Consider the following 19,772-nt stretch of genomic DNA (forward strand, 5'->3'; position numbering starts at 1 on the left):
AGTTGCTCGATAATTGAGTTTCTTACTGACAGGTAGGTTTGCAACGGAAAGTGGCGAACTCTATAAGCTCGCCACGGTTGGGATCCTTTCTATTGCACTAATCTACTGAATAGTTAATTGCTTTACAGTGAAGCCTTTACCCTCAAGCTGCTTGCTTAGCGTGTTGGCGTCACCAACTACCACATAAGTCATCTCGGCTGGAGTAAAGTACTTGTTCGCCAGCTGATTAAGCTCCTTTTTGCCAACTGTTTCAATTATTTTAGCTCGGACATCAACAATATCGGCATCAACATTATGGGCATGCATCATCGCAAAGAAGTTTAATTTTGCCGCTGGTGTTTCGTATTTCAGCGCATCTCTTTGCGCGATTGAATTTCTTGTGAATTGAATTTCTTCATCAGTTAATCCGTACTCATTGATCTTGCTAAACTCTTGTTGGATTTCTGTCAGCGCATCAGCAACGTTCGCTGCATTAATGCCTGAAGCGAGAACAAACTGACCGGCATCACCATATCCAGAGAAGCGTCCTCCGATACCATATGTATATCCTTTGCTTTCACGCAGGTTTTGATTCACGCGACTGTTAAAGCTGCCGGAGAAGGCAAAGTTCATGATTTGACTTTTAAAGTGCTCCGCAGCTAAATCTTCCGCAGCGGCATGGCGTGCAACACGGATCTGGACCTGAGGTGCATTCTCTTTATGCACCAAATACACGGTATTACTATCGAGGGCAGCAAGTTTAGGAAGCGCCATGTCCAGCTCACCTTTTCCTTGCCACTGTGATAACGCACCAGTCAAGGCCGACATCAGTTTCGACTGTGCAACATCGGATACGATTGATAATTTACTTCCTTGTGGACGAATCTGTTGCGCATAAAACGATTTAACATCTGCAAGCTCAGTAGTCGCAAGCTCAGCTTGAGACGGCAACCAAGGTTTACTGTAGTTTCCTTCTTGATACATCACCTGAGATAATGCGCTATCTGCCAGAAATTTTGCGCTATCGCGTTCAGATTTACTATATTCTGAAACCATGCTTTTAACTCGCGCGAAGTCCGACTCCGAAAACTTTGGTTGTAACAACTTTTCTGACAAGATATCTAGTGTCGCGGTTAAGTTCTTACTTAATGTGGATAGCTTAATCTCAATATATTCAGACTTCGCTTCGAATGCGATCTCAGCACCTAATTTTGCCAATTGCTGTGCCAGCTCTGACGGCGTACTCTGTGTTGTAGCTTGACCCAACATTTCCACCGTTAACAGTGCGACCCCTGCTTTATTTTCAGGGTCATATAAACGACCAGCAGGGATCTGAAGTAGCAATGTTGTGGTTGGCGTTTCGGTATCAAACGCTCCTAATACGTCTATGCCATTATCAGTTTTAACTTGCCATAAGTCTGGCAATGTAATTGCTTTTGCAATACCTGCCTGTGGTTTAATGCTGCGATCAAAACTATCAGTAATTGAGGGAAGTTGTACTTCGCCTCGTACTTCCTCGGTTGTTTTAGGCTCATAGAACTTCGGCGTATAATTGTCTTGTTGCGCGATAAGTTCTGGCTTTCCTTTTGGTATAATACTCAATACAACATTCGCTTTATTAGCGACATATTGCTCAAATACCCGTTTTATATCTCCAACTTTCAATGCTTTAACATTTGCAAGCTGTTGGGTTAGGAAACCCGGATTCTCATGGAAAGTCTCAAATTTAGCCAGCATAGAAACTTTACCCTCCACGCTTTGCAGCGCTCTCACAATCTCTGCTTCTCTTTTAGTGATAAAAAGATCAACATCTTCTTGGGTAATTTTATTTTGAATATAGTCTGCAACTAACTCATCAATGCGCTTATCTAAGCTAGTCAGTGTCTCACCACTCACCGGATGAGGAAGTGCACCAAAAGCCATTTGACAAGATAGTTCAAAGCATTGATGCCATGCAAATGCCGCTACCGCTTTTTGTGTATCAACCAATTCGCGATATAACACTGAGCTTTCACCTTGCCCTGCAAAATAGCCAATCGCATCTAATGCAGCTTCGTCTTTATGCCCCATATAAACCGTTGGGTAGACTTTTCTAAGCATCGGTAGTGATACATTATCTTCATAAGAAACGTAACGAGACTCAGCTAATGTACCGGGTTGCTTTGCCGCATCAGAAACAACTTCCCCCTTTGGAATAGAGCCAAAGTATTTCTGCACTAGTGGTAAAACTTCATCTGGAGTTACTGCCCCACCAATTGTCAACGTCGCATTATTAGGCCCATACCAACGTTTGAAAAAGGCTTTCAAGTCATTGGAATTCGCACGATTTAAGTCAGACATATAGCCAATCGGCATCCATGAATAAGGATGGCCATAGTCATACAATGACTGATGCAGCTTTTCAAAAGCCTGCCCATAAGGGACGTTGTCATATCGCATCATGCGCTCATTTTTTACCGCAGCGCGTTGTATCTCAAACTTTTCTTGAGTAATACCTTGAGCAAAGAATCCCATACGGTCTGCTTCTAACCAAAGCATCTTCTCCAATTGATTCACTGGCACTGTTTGGAAGTAATTTGTTCTGTCTGTACTGGTTGTTGCATTTAACTTACCACCGGCTTCCGTCACTATTTTAAAGTGCTCTTCGTCGGCTACATGCTTTGATCCTTGGAACATCATATGCTCAAATAAATGTGCAAATCCTGATTTGCCCATTTCTTCACGTGCAGATCCAACATGGTAAGTTACATCTACATGAACTAAAGGGTCTGAATGATCTTCATGAAGAATAACTGTCAAACCGTTATCGAGTTCAAACTTTTGATAAGCGATCCCAATATCACCGCCCTCGATGTTTTTTTGTTCCACTAATGTTGCACCAGCGTACTTTGATGCATCAGAAGATTGAAATTGACTACAACCGTTCAATGTTGCGGCCATTATGACTGCGATTGCAACTTTGTTTAAAAGCATAAAAAATCCTTACATTTATTTTATAATTTGGCGTTTATCTCGTATGGAACAAAGCTAGAAGCGTTCAGCGTTCCCCGTTGTTGGCAACAAGATTACAAGCCAAAAAAATTTAAGTCGCTTATCGAGTCATCATGAATTTATTTATTTTTATTAGCATTAAAATCAATAAATTAGAAATATAATGGAATTATTTTTTAGTCTTTCGAGCTACAAAGAGTGAAATGCTAGGCAGCGATAAGAGCGTTGGCGTAGCGTTTTATACGCTTAGTCACGACAATACGAGTCAATTGCCTGAGCTTTTGATAAAAATTTAACGGCGGCAGAACTCGATAGTCGACTTGCTCCGTTTGAGTCAGGAAGTATTGAAGGTATTTGTAATGAAGTAAAATAGCCAGCATCAATTACTGGCTATTGCTGTATTTAAAAACTATAACTGCAGAGGTTCTTCTAGGAATGCGAGCACTTTCTTAAAGTATTTCAGACGATGTTCCGGTTTATAGAAACCATGCCCTTCATCTTCAAGTAAGTAATACTGATAAGACTTATCAGCCTTTTTCAGTGCATCAATTAAAGATTCCGCTTGTTCAATTGGCGCTCTTTGGTCCTCACCACCATGTACGATAAGGACAGGAACCTTAAGCTTATCGACATTATAGCTTGGAGAAAATGCCTTTAACTGTTTCTCATCGGTACCAAGTACACGTTCTAAATATGCGACCCCTGAGCTACGCTGAGCAACATCACCTTCTTCAAACATCAGTGGTAAATCGTATACACCAACAACACCGACTGCGCATTGGAATAAGTCGGGTTCTAATATTGCGCTTTGCAATGCAGAATAACCGCCAAAACTTGCCCCCATAATACAAATCCGCTTTTTATCGACGATACCTTTGGAGATTAAGTCACGGGTTCCATCGATGATGTCATATTGAATTTCCTTGCCCCACTTTTGGTAGCCAAGTACTTCAAATGCATCTCCATAACCACCAGAGCCTCTAAAGTTAACTTGTAACACAGCCATTCCTCTGCTCGCAAGCATTTGTACTTCAGGGTCAAACTGCCAATAATCTCTTGGTCCATGAGGTCCACCATGAGGCATAACAATCAAAGGAAGGTTTTTCTTTTCTGCGTTTATTGGTGTTGTTAGATATCCATGAATAGTGAGTCCATCACGGCTTGCGAATTTAACAGGCTCGACTGTAGACATTTGATTTGGTTTAATCCAGCCTCTTGCAGACGCAAGATATTTCATCTTGTTGGCTTTACTATCATAAAGGTAATAATCCCCAGGATTGGTATCGCTGCTTGCGAATACAACCACTTGTCCACCATCTCTCGTACTACTTACAATACGTATTTGATTTCCAGGGATCGAGGCTATCAGAGACTTTAGGCGTTGACTCCAATCAGCACTTTCATCAATAAATGCATAGGTAGGATATCCGGGGTCTAGTTCAATAGCGAAAGGGGATTTATCAATCGGATCTATCCATACTTTTGTTGGATCAACCACTTTATCTTGAAAAACATGAGTGAGTTTTTTGCTTGCTAAGCCTAATTTATAGAAAGCCATGGGCTCACCAGCCGTTGATGCTGAAAGATAAACTGACGTTCCAGTTTTATCGAATCCATGCATCCAGAAATCATCTAAGTTGTTTTCTAATGTGAGCTCTGCCCATTTTGAGTCTGCTTCTTCACGGATGAAAACTAATGAATTGCCATCATCATCCTCAGACACAACGGCGCGAACCTCTCCTTGGTGATCGGTCAAAAAGCGCCCCATTTTTCTTGGAGAATTTGTTACTTTGCGCCTGACACCAGTATGAACGTTAACCTCGTAAACTCGTGTAGTAGGCTCTTTCGAGCCTGTCCAAGGATAGGTCACAATCAACATCTTGTTTTCGTCATTGACCAAAGGGTCAAGAATATAAGATGTACCATACAGCGGGGTAGCTTTACGCAAACGAGACCCCGTTTGTCCCTCACCTTGGTAACCCACCAAATACTTACCACGGCTTCCATCTACATTTACGCCGAATAACTCGCCATGAAACTCAGGGTGATCTTTCCAACCTCTTATATATTCCTTTTCTAATACCACGCGATCATCATTCACCCATTCATAGCGGCCGATTTGAGCATTGTCATTGAATCGCACGGCATGAATCAGTTTGAATTTATCAAGTTGTAAAAAACCTAATGTGTTTTTACCTTCTCTTTTAGTGATAAAACTAAGATATTCTCCGTTAGGTGATATCTTCACATCAGAAAACTCACTACCTTTACTAAAAGACTCTAGCGGTATTTCCTGTTTAGCGAATGCATTAGCAGCTACAGCCAACAACATCAGAGCAATAAACTTCTTCATCCTGTTTTACTTTCTCCATTTATATCGAAGCACAAAATGGGTACAGTTTAACAAGATTTTGGATTTACGAGTAGTTAAAACAATTACAAATGTTTAACTTTGTGAAAATACACCTAGGGCAACCTCATCACCCGTAAACAACCCCGTATCCAGCACCCATCCGGTGATCAAACTCGCTGGCGTAACATCAAATGCCGGGTTATATACCTCGGCATTGTTGGGTGCCCATTGGCAATCACCAAAACTACCACTGACACCTGTTACTTCGCTTTTGGCGCGTTGTTCAATTGGAATGGCTGCGCCATTTGGACAGCTGCTATCTAAAGTTGTGATTGGGGCGACCACATAAAAAGGAATATTATGGAAATGAGCTAACACCGCGAGATTATAAGTGCCGACTTTATTGGCAAAATCACCGTTTGCCGCAATCCTATCTGCCCCTACAAAGATTTTATCGACTTTACCCGCCGCCATTAAACTCGCAGCCATATTGTCACAAATTAGCGTGTATGGGATTTGCCATGCATCTAGTTCAAACGCGGTAAGCCTACCACCTTGCAACAGTGGTCTAGTCTCATCAACCCAAACATGAATGTCGCCATGTTGTTTTGCAGCATGGTGAATTACGCCAAGTGCGGTGCCTACACCTGCCGTTGCCAGCGCACCAGTATTGCAGTGAGTAAGAATGTTGTCTCCCGCATTCACAAGCTCCGCGCCTATGCTTGCCATACGGTCGCATAACGCAGTGTCTTCTTCAAATAACTGTTCAGCGGTTGTGATCACTTGTTGTTGCCAATCATTCGCTTGTAACGCTTCACGCAATCTCGCCATGCAGTGCATTAAATTCACCGCTGTAGGGCGCGTTGCTTCAAGTTCATCTATCGAGCGGGCAATGGTGTCTTTACCTTCTCCCTGTTCGGCAAGATAACCAATTAATAAACTTGCCGCTAAACCAATAAGCGGAGCGCCACGAACCTTAAGTGTCAGAATTAGCTCGCTCATCGTCGCAACGTCGCGGCATTCATGCCACACCTGTTGATGTGGCAGTAAGTATTGATCCAATACCTGTACCACGCCCGATTCGAATTTAAGACTACGTGCAATTAAGGTTTTCATGACATCCCGCTCTTTCAAAGTGTACTAATGATATTTTACATCAAGATCTAAAGAAGTATAGACATCTAAACATTTAAAAATATAGAATGCTAATAGCAAATATCCACAAGGTGCAGAAACATGTCGAGCTACATTGAATTTGATGCAGAAAAAGTTATTGATTACATTACTAATTTAGGAAGCTTCTTTGATAAAGGTGCAACCTTATCTTGTTATGAGTTTGGTGATGGCAATCTGAATTTGGTTTTCCGCGTGCAAGATACGCAAGAAAATAGCATCATCGTCAAGCAAGCTTTGCCTTACGCTCGATGTGTGGGTGAGAGCTGGCCGCTTACATTAGACAGAGCCAGAATTGAGGCCAGTGTATTACAGCGCCATGGTGAGATCTGCCCAGATACCACAGCAAAAGTGTTGCACCATAATACGGAGTTAGCACTAACCGTGCTGGAAGATCTTGGTCATCTACGCATTTTACGCGGTGAATTAAACCAAGCGAACACCTTTGCAAGACTCAGCAAAGACGTCGCAAATTATCTAGCAAAAACCAGCTTTTACCACTCAAGCTTTTACTTAACACCGAGTGAAAAGAAAGCCCTAGTCACCGAGTTTACCAATCCCGAACTGTGCGCAATCACAGAAGATTTATTCTTTGACGACCCATACCGCGATGCTGAAAGAAACAACTTCCCTGCTGCATTACAACCGTCTGTGGAAATGCTGAGAAAAAATAAGACGTTATTAGTTGAAGTGGCAAAACTCAAAGCCCAATTTCTCAATGCACCAGAAACCTTACTTCACGGTGATGTCCATACAGGCAGTATTTTCGTCGATGCCGAGCACACTAAGCTAATCGATCCAGAGTTTGGCTTTTTTGGCCCAATAGGCTTTGATTTAGGCTCATTTATCGGCAATTTATTGCTCAACTACTGTGCCCAACATGCTCGCATTAACGCTCTGCCAAAGCGTCGAAATATGCAGGTGTATTTACTCGATAGTATCGCCACCACTCTATCGAGCTTCTATGTAACTTGGCTTGAACTGGCGAAAACACAAACACGCGACCTATCGTTGCAAACAGAAGGCTACGCGGAATACTTTCTCACTAAAGTATTGCAAGACGCGGTTGGTTATTGTGGGTGTGAATTGATCCGCCGCACTATTGGTCTCGCCCATGTTGCAGACATAGATGCGATTGAAGATGAAGACGCGCGCTTAGCGGTACAACAGCGAGCGCTGCACTTAGGTGAACAGCTCATCATTAATGCCAATAAATGCCGAACGACCGATGATGTATATCAGCTAATTATTAGTTTTGTAAACTAAACAAAGTTTAGAATCACTGAATGAAAAAGCCCAAAGTCTCTGCTTTGGGCTTTTCTGTTAGATGGATAAACGCAATTACTTACGCGCTTGATTCATCGTGGTTTCAATATATTTGTCGATTTGCTCTTCAAGCACAAATAATGGCACAGAGCCATGACGTAAGATTTGATGGTGGAACTCACGGATATCAAACTGATCGCCCAGTGCTTTTTCTGCTTTGCGACGTAGCCGCTTAATGGTTAGTTCACCAATTTTGTATGACAGTGCTTGAGCTGGCCACGAAATATAACGATCAGTCTCCGTTTTAACATTATGTAAGGACAAGGCCGTGTTGTCTTTCATAAAGTTCATCGCTCGTTCGCGGCTCCAGCCAAACATATGCATGCCGGTGTCTACAACCAAACGAGCCGCTCGCCACATCTCGTAGGTTAAACGACCAAAGTCACTGTAAGGGTCTTGATAGAACCCCGCTTCGATACCCAAAAATTCAGAATATAACCCCCACCCTTCACCAAAAGCTGAAATGTATTCGTTGCGACGATATTCCGGTAGGTAATCAAGCTCGGCATTCAAGGAGATCTGCAAATGGTGACCAGGCACGGCCTCATGTAGAGTCAATGCTTCCAATACATATAACGGGCGCTTATCCAGCGCGTAGGTATTTACCCAATAATAACCTGCATCAGTATCACTGCGTGCCCCCGAATAACGCCCTGTCGTGTATTTAGGCGCAATGCTCGCAGGCACTGGGGCGACACCGTATGGCTTTCTTGGTAATGTATGGAATAGCTTAGGTAGCTGAGCATCCATCTTCTTTGCTATATATGCAGCTTCTTTAAGTAACGCTTCGGGGGTTTTAGCATAAAACTGTGGATCGGTTCTTAAGAACTGCACAAAGTCGGCAAAAGATCCCTTAAAGCCTACTTTTTTAATAATTTTTTCCATCTCCGCACGGATCCGAGCCACCTCTTTAAGACCAAGCTCGTGGATCTCCTTAGGCGTCATATCCGTGGTGGTATAGTATTTCGCTCGGTTCGCATAAAACGCTTCACCATTTGGTGTAGAAGAAATTCCAATTTCGGTCCTAGCCGCTGGTCGATACTCATTGACAAAGAAATTAAGGTAATCTTGATATGCTGCGATCACATCCCCTTTAATAATCTTTTTGGCACGTTGTTGCAGAGCTTTAAATTCGGCATCAGGCAAACCCGCTTGGTTTTGTGTAAACGGGCCATAGAACTCGGATTTTGTCACATCATCAACGATATAAGCTTCGATAGAACTTTCATAACCTTCAAGCACCGCTTTCGGCTGAGTCAGACCAACCGCTATACCTTCTTTCATCCAGTCGATATTTTGCTTAAAATAGCGTGGAACCTGCTGCAAACGTGCCAAATATAGCTCGTAACCAGCACGTTTCTTAAAGTCATGACTCGAGATCATAAAAGACAGACCGGAATGAAAGCCGTATTCCGAGGTGAGCGGCATATAGTGGCTATGAAAACGATATTCATCGACGCTATTCTGCACTTGTGCACGCAAAATAGTGAGATTGATTTGATTTTCCTCACTCAGCGCTGAAGTGTCGATATTGTCGAGCTGAGCCAAGAACTGTAGACGCTGCTGATTTGTGGTCGCCAACTTTTCGGCGCTGAGGTTTGGTAGTAGAAACTCTGCTTTTGTATCACTGCGACCATAGGCATTATTATCACTTCTAAATTTCATAACGCTGCCAGCTATTTGAGTAAACTCAGCGTTATTGTCACTTCCAGTAATAGCACAACCAGATAAAGCGACAGTTAAATAAACGGCGACGCTTGAACGTTTAGTCCACAGCTTTAATTTTGGTGATAACACGCTGATTTCCTCAATACTTTGTTGTTACTCAGTTCGCGGTAAAATAGCCAAAAAATAATGATTATCCATCGTTCTGAGCTTTTGTTATGGTGAAATGAATTTTCTGCTAGTCAAAGTAGGAGAGTCCCGTAACAGATGCAACTTAATTCGATAGAATCACGAATATCTCAGATCGAATACAATTTACCCAACCTAGTAAAAATTGATGAGAAAATCAGCAATTCAACAAAGAAATGTAAATTTTCTATTTCAAAGACAAATTTTTTACTTTTAAATTCGGACGATACAGATTAATGTAGGTCTAGTGCAATTAGGACAAGAGTTACACCGAAGGAGCTGGTGGTAGTTCATTAACGTTTGATAATTAATTGTTGTGGTAAATGAAATGATGTTCCATGATCCCATGGCTGTTGCCCAAGAAAAAATGACACAGGTGTGCCTGTTTTTAGAGCAACATCATTTGCCGCCCACGCCTTTAAATTATCAGGTTGCTTATACCCATATTAGCGCCACGAACAAAGATCTTGACAGTGCCATCAACAAGGCCATCAAAGCGCACACAAAAATAGACTGCGTATTCATTGAACAACTCTACTACCAATTTTTAGATCAAGGTCAAAAAACACAATCTGAATTACTTGAAGGCGTTGATTCTTTGGTGACTGAATTACACGAAAATGCAGAAACCTCACAAAAGCAGGTTATTCGCTTTGCCCAACAAGTCAGTCAATGTGTGCATAATTTAGATGAACACAACATTCAAAAGAGTAAGCGCGCACTATCAACACTCACCAAACAAACTGAGCTATTGCTAAAACAGCACAAACAATTTAAACAAGCGTTAATAAAATCGCGTTTAGATTATGAACGTAATCAAAAGTTACTACTCGACTTGCGTAAACAACACTTATTAGACCCACAAACGGGTCTTTATAAGCGTCACTATCTTCATCAAAAAGTGTCCCTATGGCAATCGCAGCAAAAATCCGTCTGTGCGCTTTCTATCCAAGTTGATAACCTTGACGAGTTTTCAACGCGGTTTGGTGATGTTGTGGGTGAAGTTGTGCTTAATCGTATCGCCAATAATATCAAACGTTATGTCGTTGAAAGTGGCTTACCTGGTCGCACAGGTAAAAAAGAATTCACGGTTATCCTTGCCGATGTAGACTTAGATACCGCGAATGTTATCGCGGAAAAAGTGCGTAAAGGTGTTGAGCGATTAAAGTTTGTCAGCGCGAAAGGGAAAATTCCATTACCTAATGTGTCTCTGGCTCTTGGGATAGCCCAACTTGCACCAGAGCAAGACTTTAACGTGTTGGCTAAACGTGCAGGTTATGCTGCGCAGAAGGCACATTCTCTCGGCCAACACTGTTATATTAGTCACTGATCTGCAATATCCTCTTTTGTTTGCATTTTCAACAATACAACACGGATAAGAAATTGCACCTACGGCTACCAATCAAGTACACTAGCAAGCATAGTTGCAGAGTAATGATGGAACCCACATGAAAGAGTCACAAGACAATACTACCCACTTTGGATACAAAACAGTCGAGACCGACAAAAAAGCCTCTATGGTTGCAGACGTATTTCATTCTGTAGCTGCAAAATACGACATCATGAATGATCTGATGTCATTCGGTATCCATCGTTTGTGGAAGCGTCAAACTATTGCCTGCTCAGGTGTACGCGCTGGTCACAAAGTACTTGATCTTGCTGGCGGTACGGGTGATTTAACCGCAAGATTTAGCGAATTAGTTGGTGATAAAGGACAAGTTGTTTTAGGTGATATTAACGACTCAATGCTTAAAGTAGGCCGCGAAAAATTACGCGACTCGGGACTTGTTGGCAATATTGAATACGTTCAAATGAACGCAGAAATGCTGCCATTTGACGATAATACTTTTGATGTCATCACTATTGCCTTTGGTTTACGTAACGTAACTGATAAAGATAAAGCATTGCGCTCAATGTACAGAGTGCTAAAACCAGGTGGACGCTTACTGGTACTTGAATTTTCAAAGACCGATAACGAAGCGCTGGCAAAGTTGTATGATATGTATTCATTTACACTATTACCTGCAATGGGCAAATTAGTTGCAAATGACAGTGAGTCTTATCGCTACCTTGCAGAATCTATTCGCATGCACCCAGATCAAGAAACGCTAAAATCCATGATGGATGAAGCCGGTTTTGAACAAACTGACTACCAAAATATGACCGGAGGCATCGTCGCCCTTCATCGCGGCTTTAAATTCTAGGAGTTGCTGTGTTAGCTTCATTACTTGGCGCCGTACTTGAGACGGCTTTAAACAAAGGCCTTAAACTCTCACCTGAGCTAAAGCATGTGCTAAGTAAAGGCCAACACAAAGTGCTCAGTGTTGATATTCGAGATCAAAATACTTGTTTAGCTGTGACTTACACAGGTATTAACATTTACGTTTTATGTCCTTTTGATGGCGAAGCCGATTGTTCAATTAGTGCCGATTTACCAACCTTGCTTGAGCTCAAAGATCCAAACCAACTCACTGCGCTTATCCGTCAAGATAAGCTCGATCTTGAAGGGGATTTAGCGCTAGCACAACTATATAGTAATGCATTAGCAACACTTGATATTGATTGGGCGGAACACCTCGCCAAATATGTCGGTGATGGTCCCGCACAAGTTGCCGTAGATACCTTTCATAAGTTAGCGCATCGCGCAAAGCAAGATGGACAGGTAGCCAAGGCAACCCTAACAGGGTTATTTCAAGATGAGTTGAAGGTTGCGCCTCACCCGCTCGAGTTTCAACAGTTTAAGCAGCAAGTGAGAACATTAAACAATCAGGTCGAAAGCTTAAATCAACGCCTCAGCGTATTACTTCAGCAGAACAAAGGAAATTAGGTTGTCTTTACTTCGCTTGCATCAGATCACCAAAACATTTTTAACGTATGGTTTAGACGAAATCGTCCCTGCGCATAAGCAGCCTTGGTACGGTAAACTCGCTCGAGCGAGTTTATTTTGGCTGCGCAACAAACATAAAGACAAACCAGTAGGCACACGCCTACGTCTGGCACTACAAACTTTGGGGCCGGTGTGGATCAAGTTCGGCCAGATGCTTTCGACCCGTCGAGATTTACTACCACCAGATATTGCTGAAGAACTTGCATTTTTGCAGGATCAAGTTCAACCATTTGACCCCGCGATGGCACAAAAGCTCATTGAGCAAGCGCTAGAAATCGACAATATTCATGAATACTTTGCTGAATTTGAATCAAAACCGCTGGCTTCAGCTTCGATAGCGCAAGTACATGCAGCCAAGCTACAACACAAAGATGAGTTAAAAGATGTCGTGATCAAAGTTATTCGTCCCGATATCGAGAAACAAATCCATGCAGATCTCTCTTTAATGGAGCGTTTCGCTAAAATCGTTGTCAATTTACTCAGCGAAGGAAAACGCCTGCGCCCAGTGGAAGTTGTTAGGGAATACAAAAAAACCTTACTCGACGAGCTAGACTTGATGCGAGAAGGCGCGAACGCAATTCAACTCAGACGCAACTTTGAAGACTCAGATTCTCTGTACATCCCTGAAGTATATAGTGATTATTCACGTAAAAACGTGCTGGTGATGGAACGCATCTACGGTATTCCGGTTTCAGACACCGAAGCCTTGTTAGCGCAAGGCACCAATATGAAATTGCTGGCCGAGCGCGGCGTGGAAGTCTTTTTCACACAGGTATTCCGTGACAGTTTTTTCCATGCAGATATGCACCCTGGCAATATTTTTGTCTCTCGTGAAAATCCTCATAACCCTAAGTATATTGGTATAGATTGCGGCATAGTCGGCACCTTAAACCGTGAAGATAAACGCTATTTGGCCGAAAACTTTATCGCCTTTTTTAATCGTGATTATCGTCAGGTGGCACAGCTTCATGTGGATTCTGGGTGGGTTCCGGCAGATACCTGCGTAGAAGAGTTTGAGTTTGCCATTCGCACTGTATGCGAACCCATTTTTAACAAACCGCTCGCTGAAATTTCGTTCGGTCATGTGCTAGTAAATTTGTTTAATACAGCAAGACGGTTCAATATGGAAGTGCAACCACAGCTCGTATTATTGCAAAAAACTCTGCTGTATGTAGAAGGCCTAGGGCGCCAGCTTTATCCACAGTTAGATCTGTGGAAAACGGCCAAACCTTTTTTAGAGCATTGGGTGCAAGAGCAAGTTGGCCCTCTCGCGGTGGCGAAAAAGCTATATGCGAACTTACCATTTTGGGCTGAAAAAATGCCTGAACTGCCAGATTTGATTTACCAAAATCTCAAGCGCCGCCCCCCTCCAACTGTCACACAAAAAGCAGATACTGCGACTAAGCCGCTATTATTAGGCTTAGCAGCGAGCAGTTTTGCAATTATATCGGGATTGAGCTTTATTTTTGACAAGCCTGTCGCAAGTAGCCTACTTGCGATTATTGCCGTGCTAGTATTTATTGGCGCATGGCGTAAAACAGGGTGATTTTTTGCTCGCTAGGCGTATAATCATTATTCATAAGCAGTAAGTATCAATGGAGTTATTATGGGATTCGGTGGGATCAGTATTTGGCAATTACTTATTATTTTAGCCATCATTGTTTTGTTATTTGGAACTAAAAAACTACGCGGTATTGGTAGTGATTTGGGTGGTGCAGTTAAAGGCTTTAAAAAGGCGGTATCGGATGAGCAAACTGCGACCGACTCTGAGCCAGAAAAGTTAAAAAATACAACAACTGAGCAAGCACAACCGGTATCAGAGAAAGAAAAAGATAAGGTGTAATTCAACATGGGTATGTGGGAGTTAGTGGTCGTTCTTATCGTTGGCCTAATTGTACTTGGCCCTGAACGTCTTCCCGTTGCAATCCGCACCGTAGCGAGATGGATAAAAACGGTAAAATCTGTCGCCAATTCAGTCAAGGCTGAAGTGAGTGAAGAATTACGTGTTCACGAGCTACATAATAATTTGAAGAAAGCGGAACAACAGGGAATGCAAGATTTGGCCCCCGAACTCAAGCAATCCGTTCAAGAATTACAAGATGCGGCTGAATCAGTCAGACATTCTTATAAATCAACCGAAAATAATAAAAACAAAGACTAATCAATCTAGCAGTTAGATAGTTCAGTCAAAGGCTAGCTTTGGGTAATTAGACGCCCAAACCGCTCCTTTTTCTTATATCTAACTGGAATTATATTCGTACGAGTCAAGTTACATGACAGAATCAGCCCAAAGTGGATTTATAGCTCACCTTGTTGAGTTAAGAAACCGCTTAATGAGAGCGTTATTGAGCGTTTTCGTTATCTTTGTTGCTTTGGTGTACTTCGCCAATGACATCTATGCCTTCGTTGCAGCACCGCTTGTAAATAGCTTGCCTAGCAACACAACCATGATCGCCACAGACGTTACAGCGCCGTTTTTTGCTCCCTTTAAATTAACGCTTTTTGTGTCACTATTTGCCGCTGTGCCTTTTATTTTGCATCAGGTGTGGGGCTTTATCGCACCCGGTTTATATAAACACGAAAAACGTATGCTTATCCCCATATTACTCTCAAGTGTATTGTTATTTTATGGCGGAATAGCATTTTGTTACTTTGTTGTCATGCCTATCATACTTGGCTTTTTTACCAGTGTGGGGCCTGAGATGATGACACTGTCACCGGATATTAGCAGTTACCTTGGCTTTATCCTTAAGCTATTTTTTGCTTTTGGCATCGCCTTTGAAATTCCCGTCGCTATCATGCTTATATGTTGGAGTGGCATGACAACCCCTGCGAGCTTAAAAGAGAAACGACCTTATGTTGTCGTTGGTGCTTTTGTCATCGCAATGTTTTTAACTCCACCAGATGTTCTATCTCAAACTCTATTGGCATTCCCTATGCTACTCTTGTTTGAACTAGGACTCATTCTAGCCAAATTTTACAGCGCCAAACCAAAACAACAGGAGTCAGAACAATGAAAAAAACCATGATACTGTTCGCACTAGGATTTTCCTCTTTATGCGCCGCAGAGCCGATAAATACACAGGCACTACAAGCTTGTACTCTGATTGAAAATGATTTTAAACGACTCATGTGCTACGACAATGTGATTGCTAATAAACCAATCACGGAAATACATTCAAGCAAAGCGCCTGTAAGCAAAGCGCCCGTAAGCAAAGATAAAATAAACACAGCGCGCAATGAAAAAAAAGCAGAATTGAAAGAAGATGGCTTTGGTTTAGAGCATAAAGTTAAAGCGGCAAGCGAAGAAATCGAAGAAATTACAGCTAAACTCGTAAAAACAACCACTCAAGGCCGCGATAAAATGGTATTCACCTTGGACAATGGTCAAGTATGGCGGCAAGTTTCTTCAGAAACTTTTTTCGCCAATGAAGGAGACACATTAATTATTGAACGCGCGTCTTTTGGCTCGTTTTTAATGAAGAAAGCGGGCTCAAACCGCACAACGCGAGTTAAACGAGTTAACTGATGAACACGATGTTCGATGCTGGTGTAAACCTCACCAGCTCGCAATTTTCATCCGATTTGGCCGAGGTAATTGCTAGAGCCAAAAACGCTGGCATAGAATCTATGCTCGCCATTGGCTGCGACTTAACAAGCAGCGAACAAAGTATTTCTCTCGCAGAGCAATACCAGCTTTATTGTACAGCAGGTGTCCACCCTCACGACGCAAAAGATGCACCTGATACGCTCTACGATGATCTCCTCACTCTTTTAAAAAGTAGTGACAGAGCTATTGCCGTTGGTGAATGTGGCTTGGACTTTAATCGCGATTTTTCACCAAGGCCGATACAACAAAGCGTGTGCTTGACGCAACTGCAGTTAGCAGAAGCTATTGATTATCCAGTGTATCTACATGAAAGAGACGCGCACGATGCGCTATTTTCGTTACTGCAAGAAGTTAACGTTCAAGGAGTACTACACTGTTTTACTGGTGATCATAACGCACTACGACGTTACTTGGACTATGGGTTAATGATCGGCATCACAGGTTGGGTTTGCGATGAACGTAGAGGTCAAGCACTACAAGATCTAATCCAATACATCCCCCTAGACCGTTTGCTTTTGGAAACGGATGCGCCCTACCTACTACCTAGAACAATTAGCCCAAAACCCAAGTCTCGCCGCAATGAACCAATGTATTTATCTTATGTGGCTGAGCAAATTGCACACCTAAAACAATGTCCTGTCACGGAAGTGATGAGCACGACTTCGGCTAATTTTAAACAGCTGTTTGTGAGGTAAAGCCAGTAATGCGCATTGTGCTGTCTTTACTTATATTGATATACAGCTCTGCTGTAATTTCTGCCGTCACTATTTCAGAGTCATTTAAGGTAGAACACCAAGTAAAGCTAAGTTACACACTGAGTAAATATGAATCGTTAAACGAACTGCTTGCGGCTCCTGTCGAATGGCATAACAGCACCCAAGTCCCCACAGGCCTTCGACCTGTAGCGAAGTACTTATGGTTAAAAATAGCGCTGCACAATACCAACAACTCGCTCACACCAGTATTGGTAAGTATAAACAATAATCTCATCGATGCAGTAACTGCCTATCATGTTAGACCGAACCATCCAATATTCAGCTTAGATATGGGCGATGCCTTGCCACTGATTAAGCGGCCACTAAAGTATGAATCTCTAGTTGTTCCGCTTGAGCTGCAGCCACAAACGCAAAGCCATTTATACTTACAGATCAGTGATGAGGGGGTTATCACGGCTCCTCTTGCAATTTGGGAGCCGAATGAATACCTCCAATTTAAGAGTAAATTTAATCTTATTTTTGGAATTTTAGCAGGCTTTGTACTAGCACTCGCCCTAACCAATGCCACGCTCTATTGTGTTACAAAAAAAGGTTACTTTTTATGTGCCACTTTGTTTATCGCTACAGTATGGCTTTTCAACGCACATATCTATGGCTTTGGTTATCGCTATTTTTACTCTTCATGGCAGTGGTTTCAACAGTATGGTCAAGGCATGATGATGTTATTGCTCAGCGCACTGCTGTTGCCCGCTTTGAGTTATTGCTCTGGAAAGTCACTGCTTGCGCACCCACAGCTGACTAAAAGAAAGGCCATTCTAGCGACATTGTGCTTGTTTCTGCTCATTGCTTTTTTACCTGTTTCTCAGTCTCTCCTGCTAGCGCTTAGCATCAGCTTTATTGTCTCTGTATTGATTATCTATACGCTCGCTCGTGTTAACCACAAGAGTCGAAATATCTTAATTGCAATCGCACTCTGCCACTTTATCGTAATTAGCTACCCGTTTACGGTTGAGCTGGGGGTTCAGTCCGGCAGCTTTTTGAACCATTTGGGTTACTTTGGTATTTTTGTCGTTGAAGCCACGTTGCTGAGTTACCTGCTCATACGTCTATATATATTTCAAAGAGATGAAAAGCTGGCCAAGCAACAGCAACGGCTAGCTCATACTCAAGCTGAAGATGCCCTATTAAAAGAAAAGCTTAAACTACAAGAACAGGCCCAGTACGACTTAGAGTCCAACATTGAGGAACGCACTTTTGAGCTTCAAGTCACATTAAGGGAACTTGAGGATAAAAACCGAGAGCTCGAGCGCATGAACATGGAAGATCCACTCACAAAAGTGAAGAACCGGCGCTATTTCGACAAGCGTTTACAGATGGAAGTACGTCGTTCAAGACGAGAGCAGACAGTATTGAGCCTTGTTATTTTTGATATCGATCACTTCAAAAAAATTAACGACAAATATGGTCACTTGGCTGGTGATCAAGCAATTTGCGAATTTGCCAACTTAATAAAATCACACTTGCGGCGACCACATGATGAAGTGTTCCGCTATGGTGGTGAAGAGTTTATTTTGCTACTACCAAACACCCCAGAAGAAGGTGCTGTCGGAGTAGCTGAACGCCTGAGAGTGGCTACAGCAGATCTCAATATCAAATTTGGTGAGGATACGCTTAAGTTGACCACCAGTGCAGGCGTTTATAGTGCAGTGGTTAGCGACCCACATAATCCACAGCTTTACACTGACAATGCGGACAAAGCCTTGTATCAAGCAAAACAGCAAGGTCGTAATCGTGTTGTTACTTTCAAACCCAATCAGGAGAACTAACGTGGCTCAATCAGGACTCGATCTTTTCCCCCTAACTCGCATGCGCAGAATGCGTCGCGATGACTTTTCAAGACGTCTAATGAGCGAAAGCACGCTAACGGTTAATGACTTAATCTATCCAGTATTTGTATTGGATGGTGAATCTAAGCGTGAAGCTATCCCATCAATGCCAGGTATTGAGCGTTTATCTATTGATCTATTAGTTGAGGAAGCCAAGCAACTAGTAGAGCTAGGGGTTCCTGCCATCGCCTTATTCCCAGTAACACCGGCGGAACAAAAATCGTTACTAGCTGAGGAAGCATACAACCCTGAAGGGATTGCACAAAGAGCGGTACGTGCTATTAAAGCAGCATGTCCTGAGCTTGGTGTGATCACCGATGTTGCATTAGACCCATTCACAGTCCACGGTCAAGACGGTATCTTAGATGAAGATGGTTATGTCATGAATGAAGAAACCGTGGAAGTATTAGTCAAACAAGCGCTTTCGCATGCAGAGGCAGGTGCCGATATCGTCGCCCCTTCCGATATGATGGATGGCCGAATTGGCGCTGTTCGTGAAGCACTTGAAGAGTGCGGTTTTATCCATACTCGTATCATGGCGTACTCTGCCAAGTATGCATCGAGTTATTATGGCCCTTTCCGCGACGCGATTGGCTCTGCAGGCAACCTAAAAGGTGCAGACAAGAAAACCTATCAAATGGATCCTGCTAATTCTGACGAAGCATTACGTGAAGTGGCTTTAGACTTACAAGAAGGTGCTGATATGGTGATGGTAAAGCCAGGCATGCCATACCTAGATGTTGTCAGACGCGTTAAAGATGAGTTTGGGGTACCAACATTCGCTTACCAAGTAAGTGGTGAATATGCGATGCATAAGGCGGCGATTGATAACGGCTGGTTGGCTGAGAAGCCTGTTGTACTGGAGTCTCTACTAGCATTTAAGCGTGCTGGTGCGGATGGCATTTTGACTTACTTTGCAAAACAAGCCGCAATTTGGCTGAATGAAAAGTAATACCAATTGCATTAATGCAATTGGTGTGAAACCTTTAAATTTGAG

At 42.6% G+C, this 19,772-nt stretch carries 16 protein-coding genes; 12 read left to right on the forward strand and 4 right to left on the reverse strand.

The features are described 5' to 3' along the window. Positions 1–102 precede the first annotated feature (102 nt). The 3 genes from EXT47_RS17130 to mtnA all read right to left on the reverse strand — a co-directional run bounded on the left by EXT47_RS17130 (position 103) and on the right by mtnA (position 6,439). Positions 103–2,952 carry a pitrilysin family protein gene (locus tag EXT47_RS17130; protein WP_130127144.1) on the reverse strand — a complete coding sequence of 950 codons (2,850 nt, stop codon included), beginning with the start codon at positions 2,950–2,952 and terminating at the stop codon, positions 103–105. 427 nt (positions 2,953–3,379) lie between these two features. Further along, positions 3,380–5,323 carry a S9 family peptidase gene (locus EXT47_RS17135; protein ID WP_130127145.1) on the reverse strand — a complete coding sequence of 648 codons (1,944 nt, stop codon included), beginning with the start codon at positions 5,321–5,323 and terminating at the stop codon, positions 3,380–3,382. A gap of 93 nt (positions 5,324–5,416) precedes the next feature. After that, positions 5,417–6,439 (reverse strand): S-methyl-5-thioribose-1-phosphate isomerase, encoded by a 1,023-nt coding sequence (gene mtnA / locus EXT47_RS17140; RefSeq protein ID WP_130127146.1) that lies wholly within the window; start codon positions 6,437–6,439, stop codon positions 5,417–5,419. A 120-nt stretch (positions 6,440–6,559) separates the two neighbouring features. On the opposite strand from mtnA, the gene mtnK reads away from it, so the two are divergent. Next, positions 6,560–7,762, forward strand: a complete 1,203-nt coding sequence (gene mtnK, locus EXT47_RS17145; RefSeq protein ID WP_130127147.1) for an S-methyl-5-thioribose kinase — start codon at positions 6,560–6,562, stop codon at positions 7,760–7,762. Between the two features lie 75 nt (positions 7,763–7,837). On the opposite strand, the gene EXT47_RS17150 is transcribed toward mtnK, so the two are convergent. Next, positions 7,838–9,619 carry a DUF885 family protein gene (locus EXT47_RS17150; protein ID WP_130127148.1) on the reverse strand — a complete coding sequence of 594 codons (1,782 nt, stop codon included), beginning with the start codon at positions 9,617–9,619 and terminating at the stop codon, positions 7,838–7,840. A 385-nt stretch (positions 9,620–10,004) separates the two neighbouring features. Here EXT47_RS17150 and EXT47_RS17155 point away from each other — a divergent pair, with 385 nt between their 5' ends. The 11 genes from EXT47_RS17155 to hemB all read left to right on the forward strand — a co-directional run bounded on the left by EXT47_RS17155 (position 10,005) and on the right by hemB (position 19,727). After that, on the forward strand, positions 10,005–11,006 hold the full coding sequence (locus tag EXT47_RS17155) for a GGDEF domain-containing protein (RefSeq protein ID WP_130127149.1): 1,002 nt from the start codon (positions 10,005–10,007) through the stop codon (positions 11,004–11,006). Between the two features lie 118 nt (positions 11,007–11,124). Continuing rightward, positions 11,125–11,880, forward strand: coding sequence for a bifunctional demethylmenaquinone methyltransferase/2-methoxy-6-polyprenyl-1,4-benzoquinol methylase UbiE (gene ubiE / locus EXT47_RS17160; RefSeq protein ID WP_010376465.1), 756 nt, complete (start codon positions 11,125–11,127; stop codon positions 11,878–11,880). 8 nt (positions 11,881–11,888) lie between these two features. Next, positions 11,889–12,503 carry an SCP2 domain-containing protein gene (locus EXT47_RS17165; protein WP_130127150.1) on the forward strand — a complete coding sequence of 205 codons (615 nt, stop codon included), beginning with the start codon at positions 11,889–11,891 and terminating at the stop codon, positions 12,501–12,503. 1 nt (position 12,504) lies between these two features. Then, entirely contained in the window at positions 12,505–14,109 is a 1,605-nt protein-coding gene (gene ubiB, locus EXT47_RS17170) for a ubiquinone biosynthesis regulatory protein kinase UbiB (RefSeq protein ID WP_010376468.1), read from the forward strand. 60 nt (positions 14,110–14,169) lie between these two features. Then, a complete protein-coding gene (gene tatA, locus EXT47_RS17175) occupies positions 14,170–14,406 on the forward strand; it encodes a Sec-independent protein translocase subunit TatA (RefSeq protein WP_010376470.1) in 237 nt (78 codons plus the stop codon). Positions 14,407–14,412: 6 nt separating this feature from the next. Beyond that, positions 14,413–14,724: a Sec-independent protein translocase protein TatB gene (gene tatB, locus EXT47_RS17180; RefSeq protein WP_010376473.1), complete on the forward strand. Its 312-nt coding sequence runs from the start codon at positions 14,413–14,415 to the stop codon at positions 14,722–14,724. A 112-nt stretch (positions 14,725–14,836) separates the two neighbouring features. Continuing rightward, on the forward strand, positions 14,837–15,580 hold the full coding sequence (gene tatC, locus EXT47_RS17185; RefSeq protein ID WP_045964743.1) for a twin-arginine translocase subunit TatC: 744 nt from the start codon (positions 14,837–14,839) through the stop codon (positions 15,578–15,580). Further along, entirely contained in the window at positions 15,577–16,092 is a 516-nt protein-coding gene (locus EXT47_RS17190; protein ID WP_045964741.1) for a hypothetical protein, read from the forward strand. The genes tatC and EXT47_RS17190 overlap by 4 nt, the downstream gene beginning before the upstream one ends. Beyond that, positions 16,092–16,868, forward strand: coding sequence for a TatD family hydrolase (locus EXT47_RS17195; RefSeq protein ID WP_010376478.1), 777 nt, complete (start codon positions 16,092–16,094; stop codon positions 16,866–16,868). The genes EXT47_RS17190 and EXT47_RS17195 overlap by 1 nt, the downstream gene beginning before the upstream one ends. Before the next feature lie 8 nt (positions 16,869–16,876). Continuing rightward, positions 16,877–18,715 carry a diguanylate cyclase gene (locus EXT47_RS17200; protein WP_130127151.1) on the forward strand — a complete coding sequence of 613 codons (1,839 nt, stop codon included), beginning with the start codon at positions 16,877–16,879 and terminating at the stop codon, positions 18,713–18,715. A gap of 1 nt (position 18,716) precedes the next feature. Next, positions 18,717–19,727, forward strand: coding sequence for a porphobilinogen synthase (gene hemB / locus EXT47_RS17205; protein WP_026001016.1), 1,011 nt, complete (start codon positions 18,717–18,719; stop codon positions 19,725–19,727). The last annotated feature ends 45 nt before the right edge of the window (positions 19,728–19,772 follow it).

It is taken from the genome of Pseudoalteromonas sp. CO342X, assembly GCF_004208915.1.
GTDB lineage: Bacteria > Pseudomonadota > Gammaproteobacteria > Enterobacterales > Alteromonadaceae > Pseudoalteromonas > Pseudoalteromonas maricaloris.